We start from the raw sequence: 12,973 nt of genomic DNA on the forward strand, positions 1-12,973 counted from the left end.
GCGGCGGTTAAATCGCGTCGGTATCGGTTTCGCCGGTACGGATGCGAATCGCCTGTTCCAGATTCACCACGAAGATCTTGCCGTCACCGATCTTGCCGGTGTTGGCCGCTTTGGTTATCGCCTCGATAACCCGATCCAGATCCTTGTCGTCGATGGCCACGTCGATTTTCACCTTGGGCAGAAAATCGACCACATATTCCGCGCCGCGATACAGCTCGGTGTGACCCTTCTGCCGGCCGAAGCCTTTGACTTCAGTAACGGTAATGCCCTGCACGCCGATTTCGGACAGCGACTCGCGCACGTCGTCCAACTTGAACGGCTTGATGATGGCAGTGACTAGCTTCATGAAACTCTCTCCCGAATTGGTGGACTTGCCCCAGGAAAACAAACCCGACTCAAGTCTAAGCGCAGTGCCTGGCTTTGTAACGCATCGTCGGCCTTACCTGCCCGACTGACGCCAGCTAACCGCTGCTGACGAAACTCCCCGCTTCGTCTGCCGCACTGCATTCGTCACAGCGACTGCATCAGTGCATGGGTCGAAGGTGACTAAGCAGAAAGCTTGCCATCTCGCCAAAAACCTCTGATTTCAATCCCTTGGCCGCTGCCGCAAGCCATCTCGTGCAAAAGGCCGTGCGGATACGCACAACAACGGTGCGTCGCCGTCCGTCCGCCTGCGCGAAAAGCGTGCATCCCTGACCGCGAGATTGACTATAGACACTGCGTGATACACTGCCGGCCATTGTTTCCAGGACATCCACCATGCTCGCGCCCAAAGACTTCCTCGACGCCCTGAGCGGCACCGCCTCCCGCCTGTTCACCGGCGACACCCCGCTGCCGAAAGCCGAAATCGAAAGCCAGGTCAAGATGCTGCTGCAGAGTGCCTTCAGCAAACTCGACCTGGTCAGCCGTGAAGAGTTTGATAGCCAGATGGTGGTGTTGGCGCGCACCCGCGCACGGCTGGAAAGCCTTGAAGCGAAAGTCGCTGAGCTGGAAGCGAAGCTGACTGCCCCTGAGCAATAACAGGCGGCCGATCTGCCCCGCGTCAAGTTTCGATGCGGGGACAGAAAGCGGTCAGTTCAGTTGATGCAGTAGAGCTTGGCAAGCAAGTAGTCGACCATGACCTTCAGCTTCTGCGAACCATGCCGGTTCGGCTGATACAGCAACCAGGCCATGCCTTGCGATGCGCCCGAATAACGCCAGTTTGGCAGAACCGAATACAGACGTTTGTCCCTCAGCGCCTGCTCAGCGATTGCCGACGGAACACAGGCAATACCCAAGTCACTCATGGTTGCTTCGAGAACGGCCTCACTGTCATTTGAACAGTAACGTCCGCGCACACTGATTTGAACCCTGTCGCCACCGTTAACGAACTCCCATTTTTCGCCTTCCAGATTATCGGCCATGACAATACAGCTGTGCTCGGCCAACTCTGCTGGGTGAAGCGGTATCCCACGCTCGGCGATATAGTCGGGCGACGCGCAGAGGGTGTAGCCGACTTTGAACAGCTTGCGCCCGATCAAGCCCAAGGGCGGTGAATCAGTAATCCGGATACTCAGATCAATTTCGTTGGAAATGAGGTTCAACTCCGAATTATCAAATATGAATTGAACGTTGATATCCGGGTATTTTTTCAGAAACTCCGGCATCAGTTGATTGCAGATATTATTCATCATCTTCGGCGCAGAAATCCTGATAAGTCCCTGCGGACGTACCAACTCTTCCTTCAGCTCGAAGACTCTCGACGACGAGTGTAGTAGCGCTCGGCAATGAGAGTATATCTTTACGCCATCTTCGTTGACTTTCAGCTGACGGGTACTACGCTCCAACAAACGCATTGACAACGCTTCTTCCAACTTTGAAATCTGTCGACTCACGGCTGAAGCTGACACACCAAGTTTAGTGGAAGCATCAATAAAGCTACCCGTTTCAACAACAACTGCGAACGCAGCCATGCAGGGCAGCATGTCGATATGACCCTTATGCATATAGTTATTCTCAATCCTTCGGGAAGATGTTTTATTATCTCTAGACTGAAAAACCATGAGCACGGCACAGGTATTCAGTCATAACTATAGACAGTAAATGACAATGACGAAGTCTTCGTCGGCTGACAACTTTCAACAAACAACTATCATCTTTATTATTTTAAGTCCCGCCCCCTGTCGCAGGCTAACGAACAACAGGAGACAATTCTTTCAATGCCGGCCTATTCTCAGACCGAATTGTGTTTTTACCACTCGCAAACGTTTGCATTGCTCCTTGAAAAAAAATCAATGAAACAAGTGAAGAATAACAGCCCCTACCAACACCAGGCAGATGCCACTCACCTGAATGGGTAACAGTCGCTCTTTGAAGAAAAGGTATCCCAACACCGCGGCGATGCCTCCTGACAAAGTACTGATAACTGTCACCACGGACACTGAGCCGTGAATGGCGCCAAATGAGAACGCCGAAAAACCACCCAGATTCAACAAGCTCGCGCTGGTCAACGTGCCAAAACTTTTGGCCGGTGGCAGTTTCAAGCCTGAGTCGATTTTCAACACCATAAAGAACAGGATAAACAAGCCCACTGCATAACCCAGCCACAACATGGTAATAGGACCTAACGATGGCAGCGTATATTTACCTTGAATCCAGAAACTTGTGCCATACAGGATGGCCGCAAGCAGTCCATAAATGATTGACGCCTTGTTCTTGCGCTTTAATTCACCTTCGGCACTGTCATGTGCACTGGTGAGTAGAACACCAATCACGCAAACCCCGATACCCACAAACTGAGTGAGCACAATGATGTCACCGCTCGCCCATGCCAAGGCAGTTGTGAATACGCCGTAAGAGGTGACGAGTGGCGCAACGATTGCAGCCTTGCCCAAAGCGAACGCCTTTGACAGCGCCAGCGCTCCTGCGACCGTGAATATGGCGGCTATGCCCCCCAAGACCCAGACTTGTACCGGTGCGGACAACGATTTGACGAGGTAGGCTGGGTAGATGAGCAATAGCGCACTCATCAAAATGAAGCCGAGTGCCTGACCAAAAAAAACGGCTCGCTTGACACCTACGGCCCTGGCGTTCAATCCGACCAGGAAGTCTGTTCCCCCCCAAAACAAAGCAGCAACAAAGCCCATCAATATGTCCACAGCAAGTCCTTTTTATTGGATCCAGTTCCAGCCGCAAAATAGACTGATTCCAATAAAAAAGTCAAACTTTTGCTTCAGCTGAACTTTTAGATAGTCTACTTGCAGGTCTTGTTGAATACTGAACCCAAAGATTCAACATTGGCGTAGTCATAACGGTAGAGAATAACGCGAGTACCAGCAGAACACTGTAAGTGGTTACCGAAAGAATACCTAACTGAAGACCTATACTTAGAACCACTAGTTCCACCAGCCCTTTGGTATTCATTAGAACACCCACCTCCATTGCGGTCGACGGCTTAAGCCCACTGAGTCTGCCACCCAAGTAAGATCCACCGATTTTCCCAACAAAAGCGCCCAGTATGAAAATCCCTAGCCAGCCCCAGATACTGCCCTGCGAAAAGGCACCAAAAGAGGCTTGAAGTCCAGAATAAGCAAAGAATAAAGGTGTCAGAAACAGACTGGAAAATTTGCCGACCGTTTGGTTCCACTGTTGCTCGAGCCCTGGCATCTTGCAGAAAACATAGGCGGCCACGATGGCACCGATGGCCTGGTGGAATCCCAGCCTTCCCGTAATTTCCGCACTGATCAGGCAATAACAAAATGCCAGTGTGATTCTGATGTGATGACTTCCGGCTGCCGAACCAAACTGGATCCTCAACACCAATGGCCGTACAAGGTAGAAAGACACCAGGAAAAAACCCAGCAATGCCAAAGTCTTGATCAGAGACTGCAGGACATCGGTCTCGCTCATGGAGTGAAAAGCCACCAGAAGCGCGACGCCCAACCAGGCAAAAATATCGGTATAGATTGCCGACGACAACGCATAGGAGGCTGAGACTGCCTGAATATTTCTGGTGTCGGCAATGATTCGCACCAGCACGGGAAGCGCCGTCACGGACAAGGCCAATCCACAAAACAGGATGTAGGACCAAAATCCTTTATCCGGTGCCATGGCGGCTTTCGAAACAATCGCTATTGCACACCCAATAGCGAAGGAAGCAAGCATTCCGAACAGGGCAATGGTAATGGGAGCCAGCCTGGACACGGGACGATCGGCAGTTTGTCCGACAGGGGCGTGCCAGGCGATCTCAAACATCAGCAACACCAGGCCCAACTCAGCGAGTACCTTCAAATTACTCAGTGAATCCATATTGAACAGAAAACCGGACACCGCTGGAGACAGTCCACCTAATACCGAAGACCCCAGCAGCAGTCCCGCGGCAATTTCTCCTATAACCCGGCTCTGCCCAAACTTCTCGGCTAATCGTCCGAGCAGGATCGCGACCACTAATATCAGACAAACCTGAAGCATCCAATGCGACATACACTCTCCTGGAACTACCTTGGTACTCGACCTGTTGAATCACGCAAGCTTGACGGTCGCCCACAGGCAACCGCGGCAGCCGTATTCAGATGTATTGCAGACGCAGGGTTTCGTGGACGATTCTGGAATGCTCTGCGAGAACCTTTGGATCCTCATGCACCAGATATACAAACCCCCAGGTGGACAGAAAGTCCTGAGTGTCCTGTACGTGATCGCCTTCTTTTACCAACAAGTTGATGTCGTGAACCGAAGACAGTTTTGACACCACGTCCAACCCATCAATTGCCTGAATGTGGCCCGCCTCAGCGTTGATCAGGCAGCAAATACAGAAATGCTTCTGGTACTGCACCTCCGACATCGCGCGATCCGCCTGGCCCAGGAAGATATCCAGATTCAAGTCATAGCAATTGAGCCCCGTGCACGCCTCTATGAGCGAAGGCACATTGGCGCCTGGCAAGCGGCCATTCTGCTCAATGATGAAATGACCTTTTTCGTTGATCTTGAACTCGACATCGTTGATCCCGAAATCGACATCAAGTGCCTCGTTCACTTGCCTGATATAGCTGAAAGCCTGAAGGGCCTGCTCACTCAGGGGCGGAAGGGATCGTATGTTTTTGTAGATGCTCGGGTTGTTTCCGATGCTGATTTTTTCGTATTCGGCGAAGCACAGAATCTGCTTTTTTTCGCCTTTTCCAAAATTCGCCGTGGCAATAAAAAACTCAGGGCCTTCAATAAACTCTTCAATGAGCGCCCCTCGTTCCTCATCAACATGTCCGTCATTGGCCGATTCGATCGCCGCCAGCGCCTTATAGACCTCGCCTCGGTTGTGGCAGACCTTGACGTTTTTCGCCCCCGTACCTTGACTGGGTTTTACCACCGCCGGAAATGCGAGTTCCGGCAATTCGCCCCTGATCATCTGATCCAGAGAAACCTGCATGGACCGAGTCGCGGCCACCTCACGCAACCTGAGTTGCTGTTTCATGGCGAACTTGTTGGCGCGCGCCTGGCGAGTCGACACCGGGTTACCGACCAGTGAAAAATGGTGCGCGAGGCGATCGGTAAATTTCAGCGCAGAGTCAGACCCGGGAATGATCGCCTGAACATTCAGGCCGCTGAGCTTTTCAACTGCCTCATCAAAGTCATAGGCCTTGATGGAATCGCTGAATCCTTCACAACTGTGCAAACGATCAAGCATCCCGGGGAAGCGGTCACGCGTGGTCAGGGCGATGGAACGGAAGCCCTTTTTGGAAATTTCGAGGCCGTAACGCCTCCCGGAACTCACGGGATCGATGACAACGATCGAGGGGCGTGAAGTCATGATCAGATCCCCCGCATCGCGTCATACATGTAACGGTAGTAACGCACGGCAACGTTGTATCGAATGAGCACGCCCATCGCCAGCTCCTGAATGACCTTCGTGCCGCCTTGTGCGTAATGCTCCAGGACGGTGTCGAGCCATGCCTCACTGTGATGGGTATCAATGCCGATATGCGCCTTGTGATAAGCAATCACATCTTCAGGCTGGTTCAGACGCTCAAGTGCTTGCGTCGTGGCGCCAAATCTGGTCGGTGCAGACCCTTCCACCAGGCCCATTGCCCCGATCAGACGCATGTTGTATTCCCGGCGCACCGCCCACATCAACAGAATATTGCCATTCATCAGGCATTCTTTAGGCGGGATCTCAGGCGTGATGTTCTTATGCGCGAGCACATTGCGCATGTAGGCGGACGACGTTTTAAACATCGTGGTATGGACATATTCAAAATTGCCATTGCCCATTTCATCCCAATAGTTCTCGCCCGCTACCATCTTGCAATGAATGGGCATCCCCAATTGCACGACGGCCATCAGGTCATCAAAAGAACCGTCTACCATTTCTTCCATGCAGATGTAGTACGCCACCTGTTCAAGTGTCGCGGTGTTTTTCATGAAGTTAATGAAAAACTCAATATCCTCATTAATTTTCTTTTCACAGTCCAGATACCATGTCAGAAATTCTTCTTTGGTGGTCGGCAACTCGCGTCTATCGATTTTTGCCTCTTCGGCCGCCGTCCACTCGTCTTCAATTCGTTCGACGTCCTTACGCATTGCATGAATGTCTGCCCCTTGGTTTACCAACACTGCAGGGTCGTTCAGAAACAGTCGATAATAATCGGCCATGCGTTGTTGGCCACTGCGTTGTTCAAATTCCATTTCACAACTTCCTATTAATAAATAACGATCGGCAATGCACTGTTTTTCAAATCAAACGCTTGGTAAGAAGGCCCGACCTCATAGAGAATCTGCATCTTTTCGTGGGCTTCTTTCAAAGTCGGAATGTGCCCCTCCTCTATCCACCACATGACCACTCGCGGTTTACTGACAGGAAGAAACCATTCCGCACCGCGCTTCCTGAACTCGTTATGAGGTGTCTTGTACAAGAAATCCTTGAGCGACTCAGGACTTCTCCAGACCGAAAGGGTATAGAGATAGCCCTGCCCCCATAACTCATCCAGGAGTGCCTGATCCTCATTGAGTTCTCGCCATATAAAACCCGGATGCTGTTCTGCGAGATTGTTGACGTAGCGCGTAGATTCATAAAAACTGCTCATGCGCGGATCAGTTTTCGGGTATCGCGGCTTCACCAGATCGAACTGTGCCAGGACTGCCATCAATGGTGATCCCACATTTGGATTTCAATAATGTTTCGGTCAGGATCCCGCACATATACAAAGGTGCAAACCCCTACCCCTTCAACTTCCTGACGCACTAACTTGCCGAGCATCCAGCCCCCTTCGCGTATGACTTTCGCGCAGACCTCATCCATATCCGTTACTTCAAAGGCAATATGCGTCAGCCCCCTTGAGTTGGCATACGCTGTTTCTCGCTTGAGACTTTCCTGATACTGGAATATTTCAAGTGTTGGCCCTTCCGGGCCAAAACCCGGAAATCTCAAATGCACACCCTCAAGGCGAGCATTCTCGACGCCTGTCCCGCCGGAGACACTTGGTCCGGATAGGGACCTTACAGGCCCGGCCTGCTCGCAACCAAAGACTTCGGAATAAAATCTGGCAAGTTTCTTCCAGTCCGAAGCAATCAGATTAGTGTGGCTGTATTTGACTGTACTCATGATCAGACACCGGCTCACTTATCAGTCACGGAAAACAAAAGTCTCATGTTCAACATGACGATCACGGTCGCGCGCACGTTCCCAGGTGGTGTTTAGAATTATCCGCTGAACATCCTGGGTCAAAGGCTTGACGCGGTGCAGCGTAGTATCAGCCTTGAGCAAATAAACATCGCCGGTCATATGGAAGTACGAGTCGATGGTATTTTCGACCAGCAGATTTTCGACCCGAGGATTTTTCTTGTCCCAGTTGGTGTGTGGTACACACTCAAGCAAGCCGCCGGATTCGATACTCGGCGCCTCGACGATCCAGATAATGGTGTATGGGTAATCACCCCAATGCCAACCGTGAGTATCACCGGACTTGTGCTGGCTGTTGATAATGTAGTTATCCCACTTCCATGGCGTAGGAATAACCTCTTCCTTGACAATATTCCCGATCAGACTCATGAGGTACTGCGAGTTATAAGCCAGCGGAATGTATCGACCAAACTCTTCAATATTGTCCCGCGAAACATTGCTCAAGTAGCGAGGCGTATTACCGGTAGATTCGATAAGGAAGTCACGGCGTTTGGCATGATTAGCCATAAGATATTTTACATCTGCCATGATTGCATCACGGACCAATGGATCGATCAGATGATTGATCTTCAAATAGCCATCTCGGGCAAATCGATGTTGCTCCCAGAAGAAGTCGCGAGTTTCATAAGGGTTGCTGTCGAGAATTTCCAAATGCGTTTGATCGGCACTTACCACGTCCAGATTTACAGTCATGACTCATTCCTTTTCGGCTAATCAGAAAGTTAACAATTCGTTGCAGCGCTAGAGATCCTATCCAGCTTTGCAACGCTGATATACGCAAGTAAAGGAACTACAGTCATTCGCCAAACGAGGTAATTAGGTACGTTCGTGCACATTTCTTATTGCTATCAGTGACGCCAGCCTTCGACGAACTGGTTTGGCAATATCTTGAGATATATCCAAACGTTTCAAATACCGCAGACCACCCTTGATCGCCTCTACGCTGCTTGAACCGCAGGAAGCGGTTTGTGAGCCATTCAAGGAGCACCATGTCCCTCTCCATCGTCCACAGTCGCGCCCAGATTGGCGTCGATGCCCCGGCCGTCACCGTCGAAGTTCATCTGGCCAATGGTTTGCCGTCACTGACCATGGTCGGCCTGCCCGAAGCGGCCGTAAAAGAAAGCAAGGATCGGGTGCGCAGCGCGATCATCAATTCCGGGCTGCAGTTTCCGGCGCGGCGGATCACCTTGAATCTGGCGCCGGCAGATTTGCCCAAGGATGGTGGACGGTTTGATCTGGCGATTGCCTTGGGGATTCTGTCGGCGAGTGTGCAGGTGCCGTGTCTGACGCTGGATGATGTGGAGTGCCTCGGCGAGTTGGCGTTGTCCGGCGCAGTGCGGCCGGTACGCGGGGTGTTGCCGGCGGCGCTTGCCGCGCGCAAGGCCGGACGGGCGCTGGTAGTGCCGCGCGCGAATGCCGAAGAGGCGTGCCTGGCGTCGGGGCTGAAGGTGTTTGCGGTGGATCATCTGCTCGAGGCGGTGGCGCATTTCAATGGGCACACTCCGGTTGAGCCTTATGTGTCGGACGGTTTGATCCATGCCGCCAGACCCTATCCCGACCTCAACGAGGTTCAAGGGCAAATTGCCGCCAAACGAGCGCTGCTGATCGCGGCGGCGGGTGCACATAACCTGCTGTTCAGCGGGCCGCCCGGCACGGGTAAAACATTGCTGGCCAGCCGCTTGCCGGGATTACTGCCGCCACTGTCCGAGAGCGAAGCGCTTGAAGTGGCCGCGATTCAGTCAGTGGCCAGCGGCGTGCCGCTCACGCATTGGCCGCAGCGGCCCTTTCGCCAGCCGCATCACTCTGCATCCGGGCCGGCACTGGTCGGCGGCAGTTCGAAACCGCAACCCGGCGAGATCACCCTCGCCCATCACGGCGTGCTGTTTCTCGATGAGCTGCCAGAGTTTGATCGCCGCGTTCTGGAGGTGCTGCGTGAGCCGTTGGAGTCCGGTCACATCGTGATTGCCCGGGCCAAGGATCGGGTGCGCTTTCCGGCGCGTTTTCAGTTAGTAGCAGCGATGAATCCGTGCCCCTGTGGATATCTTGGCGAACCGAGCGGCAAGTGCTCGTGCACACCGGACATGGTCCAGCGCTATCGCAACAAGTTGTCGGGGCCATTGCTCGACCGCATCGATCTGCACCTGACGGTGGCGCGGGAAGCGACATCGCTAAACCCTGCGGTCAAACCCGGAGAAGACAGCGCCAGCGCCGCATTACGGGTCGCGGAGGCACGTGAACGCCAGCGCAAACGTCAAGGCTGTGCCAATGCGTTCCTTGATTTACCGGGATTGAAGCGACACTGCACGTTATCCACCGTCGATGAGACATGGCTGGAGTCGGCCTGCGAGCGCCTGACCTTGTCGCTGCGCTCGGCGCATCGCTTGCTCAAGGTCGCGCGCACGCTGGCCGATCTGGAACAAGTCGATGCAATCAGCCGCGAGCATCTGGCCGAAGCACTGCAATACCGCCCGGCGTCATCTTAATGCTCGGTCAAATCCACCAGCGGCGTTTGCCGTACTTCGGTTTCACGGCCTGCCTGAATCTCGCTGACGCGTTTCAACGCGTTATCCACAGCGTTTTTGTCGGCCAACAGGCTGTAATTGATCTGGAACTGTTGGCTGGCTTTCGGCGCGATGGTCGGCACCAGGTTCAACGGCCGCTGATAGCGACGGTTGTAGGAAAAACTGGTTCCGGGCTCAAGCCCCGTGACGTAGCCCTGCCCCTGGGTATCGGTGTTTTTCCACAGGGAAAACACCGGCAGCTGTTGAGTATTGAAACCGACAGAAACCCCCAGGCTACCCGTCTTGTTATGCAGCACGGTCAGGGTCTGTCCCTTGGCGTCCGCATAGGGCACGACGTTGTAAACCGTTTCGTCGTAGTCCTTGGTCGGCGCGCGATACGTCTGCCAGTCGGCCAGTTCGCCCTTGGCCTTGTCGTTAAAGGGCGAGACCTGTTTGACCGGTGCCGCAAACCGCGCGCCTTGCTCAAGAAATGGCGTACTGAAGTTACTGTGATACAGCGCCTGATATTCTTTCGGATAGTCGCCATTGTTGGTCAGCGTATCGTTAAGCGCGAACGCGGTGCTGCCGGGCACCGTGACCAGTTCGGTCGCGACGGAGAAGTCGACCTTCTTGAACGCCTGCTCTTTCAATTCGCCACGCAGGCTGATGGCATACGGCGGCTTCTCATCGATGTGCAGGCTGACTTTACTCGCCGGAATGTTCGCGGCGCGACCGTGCAGGGTCAGCAGCTCACCGTTGTCCATACCCGGATGGCCAACCCATTCGTAACCGCAGCGGGTGACCATTTCGTTGAAGCCTTCCAGCCAGCCCAGACCACCACGGCCATTGAGTTCGATAAAGGCCGGATTGACCACTTCCTTGACCGGCGAATCCCAGCCCATGCGCACAGCGCCGACCGTTGCCTGCAAGACATTCATGCCGCGAGTCGGCACCACCGAGAGCTTCATCACGCCGTTATCGATATCAACAATGCTCACACCTTCCTGCCGACCGCCATGCAGGGTGCGCAGGGTCACGGAGAAGGCTTTGTCGGTTTTGATGCCCAGTTGCTCACTGGTAATGCTCCAGTTTTGCGCAGGCTTGTCGGTGTCGAGCAGGACGTAATCCCAAGCCATGGCCTGGGAAGCTGCCGCCATCGTGGCGAGGGCAACAGCGAGTTTGAGCGAATTCATGAGCGTGCCTTTTATTGGAGTTGTAGGTTTTTTTATATCGCTGATGAATCGTTTCAGCAAGCGTAAATAAACCAGATCCAGGCGGCTCTTTGTTGAGTGACGAATTAATCCCGGGCGAGGCGCGCATTCTTCAGCTAGCCTCGTTCGGTTTTGGCCTATCGGCTGATTGACGGCGACATCATAATGACATTAAGGTCGCCAGCTAAATGCAGGAGCAAGGCACAGGCATTTGCGCCTGTCATTGCGCAACGGAACATATGGAGTATGGATGCGCGGGGCACTATTACGCAGCGGCAAGAGCGGGTCATTCACTGCATTGGGCGAAACAGGTCAACCGGTTTACCGGGCGGCTCTGCAATTGCGCGAAGCGATTCGCCGCAAGAATCCTGACCTGGTCGATCACCTGGCCATCCCTCAAAGCGACGAACTCGGCAACCAGATCGACTGGTACAGCGGCCTCGACGGCGATGTAATCCCGTGGAGCAGCGCGACCGAAGAAGAGCGCGCACCTGCTCGTCGGCAACTTGAAGCGCTGAAAACTGCGCTCGAAGAATTGAGCCAGCGTTTCCTCGGCACCGACTCGGACGAACCGCAGCAGGGCGACAAAGCCGTGTTCGGCAAGCTGCTCAAGCGCGTCATCCATTTCCCCGACGAAAACTTCGTCTACCTGGTGCAAGGCAAACCCGTGCTGACCTTTTGGGGTTTCGAGCACGCCGGCGCTGATCGCAATCGTGATCCGCTGCACTGCCTGTATCAGGTTCCGCCTGTTTTCACCTTGCCCCCCGAAACGCCAGCGCCGGCAGCGGCCCCGCTCGCGCCAATGGTTCCGGTCGTGACGCGTCCATGGTGGCGACGCTGGTGGTGGTGGCTGTTACTGCTGCCGTTCCTGTTGTTGCTGTTGTGGCTGTTGCTCGGTCTGCGCGGCTGCGTGCCGATTCCACTGGTGGCCGTCGACCTGCTGCCTGAAGGTGTGGTGCCCGTTGAACGGCAGGTAAAACCGCTGCCCGTCGGTAGCGCGACCACGCTCAATGGCATCCCGGTTACCGGCACCGGCGCCAACGTCGATACCGGCGCGGCGGTGCTCGGCACACAAGGCGCAGAAGCACCGGCACTCGAAGGTGACGCAGCGACTGCCGAAAACGCCGGCGTGACCCAGGACCCGGCAGCCGAAACACCTGCCAACGCTGCCGAAAACCCGACTGCACCGCCAGCCACGCCAGCGGCCGAGGCTGACAAGGCCGCCGCTGCCAAGGCCGGCCCCGCCCTGAGCATTCCGCCCAACGCGGCGGATGGCGCGGCCGATTTTCTCGATGGCCAATACCGCGCCGGTGCCGGCATTCAAGACCGCCGCACCGGCAAACCGTTACGCCTCGAATACCAGTTCAAGGACGGCAAGGGTGAAGTGACGGTGCATCAGGCCGATGGTTCGAAGTGCAGCGGCCCGGTCGCTGCCTCCATGAAGGGCGGCAGCCTCGCCATCGACAGTCAGGGCCAGGCCGTTTGCGGCGATGGCAGCACCTACGACATGCCCAAGGTCAACTGCCGCAAGGGAGCGACCACGGTCGCCGACTGCACTGGCGGTTATGGCAAAGATCAATTCCCAATGTCCATGCGGCAGATGGGCGAATAAG

13 protein-coding genes are annotated in these 12,973 nt (G+C 54.4%); 3 read left to right on the forward strand and 10 right to left on the reverse strand.

Annotated elements, in window-relative coordinates; genetic code table 11:
- Positions 1-7 precede the first annotated feature (7 nt).
- The gene (glnK, locus tag C2E19_RS28800; protein ID WP_002555808.1) at positions 8-346 is read right to left on the reverse strand and encodes a P-II family nitrogen regulator; all 339 of its coding nucleotides are present in this window, start codon (positions 344-346) and stop codon (positions 8-10) included.
- A gap of 413 nt (positions 347-759) precedes the next feature.
- Here glnK and C2E19_RS28805 point away from each other — a divergent pair, with 413 nt between their 5' ends.
- Positions 760-1,020 (forward strand): accessory factor UbiK family protein, encoded by a 261-nt coding sequence (locus C2E19_RS28805; protein ID WP_129396040.1) that lies wholly within the window; start codon positions 760-762, stop codon positions 1,018-1,020.
- 56 nt (positions 1,021-1,076) lie between these two features.
- Here C2E19_RS28805 and C2E19_RS28810 read toward each other — a convergent pair whose 3' ends face one another.
- The 8 genes from C2E19_RS28810 to C2E19_RS28845 all read right to left on the reverse strand — a co-directional run bounded on the left by C2E19_RS28810 (position 1,077) and on the right by C2E19_RS28845 (position 8,341).
- Entirely contained in the window at positions 1,077-1,985 is a 909-nt protein-coding gene (locus tag C2E19_RS28810; RefSeq protein WP_164979460.1) for a LysR family transcriptional regulator, read from the reverse strand.
- Between the two features lie 285 nt (positions 1,986-2,270).
- A complete protein-coding gene (locus C2E19_RS28815; protein ID WP_129396190.1) occupies positions 2,271-3,125 on the reverse strand; it encodes a DMT family transporter in 855 nt (284 codons plus the stop codon).
- Positions 3,126-3,198: 73 nt separating this feature from the next.
- Positions 3,199-4,461: a cation:proton antiporter gene (locus tag C2E19_RS28820; RefSeq protein ID WP_129396042.1), complete on the reverse strand. Its 1,263-nt coding sequence runs from the start codon at positions 4,459-4,461 to the stop codon at positions 3,199-3,201.
- 85 nt (positions 4,462-4,546) lie between these two features.
- Positions 4,547-5,779 (reverse strand): ATP-grasp domain-containing protein, encoded by a 1,233-nt coding sequence (locus C2E19_RS28825; RefSeq protein ID WP_129396043.1) that lies wholly within the window; start codon positions 5,777-5,779, stop codon positions 4,547-4,549.
- Between the two features lie 2 nt (positions 5,780-5,781).
- Positions 5,782-6,654: an iron-containing redox enzyme family protein gene (locus C2E19_RS28830; protein ID WP_129396044.1), complete on the reverse strand. Its 873-nt coding sequence runs from the start codon at positions 6,652-6,654 to the stop codon at positions 5,782-5,784.
- A gap of 14 nt (positions 6,655-6,668) precedes the next feature.
- Positions 6,669-7,112, reverse strand: a complete 444-nt coding sequence (locus tag C2E19_RS28835; RefSeq protein ID WP_129396045.1) for a DUF3291 domain-containing protein — start codon at positions 7,110-7,112, stop codon at positions 6,669-6,671.
- Positions 7,112-7,570: a VOC family protein gene (locus C2E19_RS28840; protein WP_129396046.1), complete on the reverse strand. Its 459-nt coding sequence runs from the start codon at positions 7,568-7,570 to the stop codon at positions 7,112-7,114. Before C2E19_RS28840 ends, C2E19_RS28835 begins: the two co-directional genes overlap by 1 nt.
- Positions 7,571-7,591: 21 nt before the next feature.
- Positions 7,592-8,341, reverse strand: coding sequence for an ArpA protein (locus tag C2E19_RS28845; RefSeq protein WP_129396047.1), 750 nt, complete (start codon positions 8,339-8,341; stop codon positions 7,592-7,594).
- A 296-nt stretch (positions 8,342-8,637) separates the two neighbouring features.
- On the opposite strand from C2E19_RS28845, the gene C2E19_RS28850 reads away from it, so the two are divergent.
- Complete coding sequence (locus C2E19_RS28850; RefSeq protein WP_129396048.1) at positions 8,638-10,131, forward strand: YifB family Mg chelatase-like AAA ATPase; 1,494 nt, start codon at positions 8,638-8,640, stop codon at positions 10,129-10,131.
- Here the strand turns inward: C2E19_RS28850 and C2E19_RS28855 are convergent.
- A complete protein-coding gene (locus C2E19_RS28855; RefSeq protein WP_129396049.1) occupies positions 10,128-11,342 on the reverse strand; it encodes an aldose 1-epimerase family protein in 1,215 nt (404 codons plus the stop codon). The genes C2E19_RS28850 and C2E19_RS28855 overlap by 4 nt on opposite strands.
- A 268-nt stretch (positions 11,343-11,610) precedes the next feature.
- On the opposite strand from C2E19_RS28855, the gene C2E19_RS28860 reads away from it, so the two are divergent.
- A complete protein-coding gene (locus tag C2E19_RS28860) occupies positions 11,611-12,972 on the forward strand; it encodes an SrfA family protein (RefSeq protein ID WP_129396050.1) in 1,362 nt (453 codons plus the stop codon).
- Position 12,973: the final 1 nt, after the last annotated feature.

Source organism: Pseudomonas sp. DTU12.3 (assembly GCF_004124275.1).
GTDB classification, from domain to species: Bacteria; Pseudomonadota; Gammaproteobacteria; order Pseudomonadales; family Pseudomonadaceae; genus Aquipseudomonas; species Aquipseudomonas helmanticensis.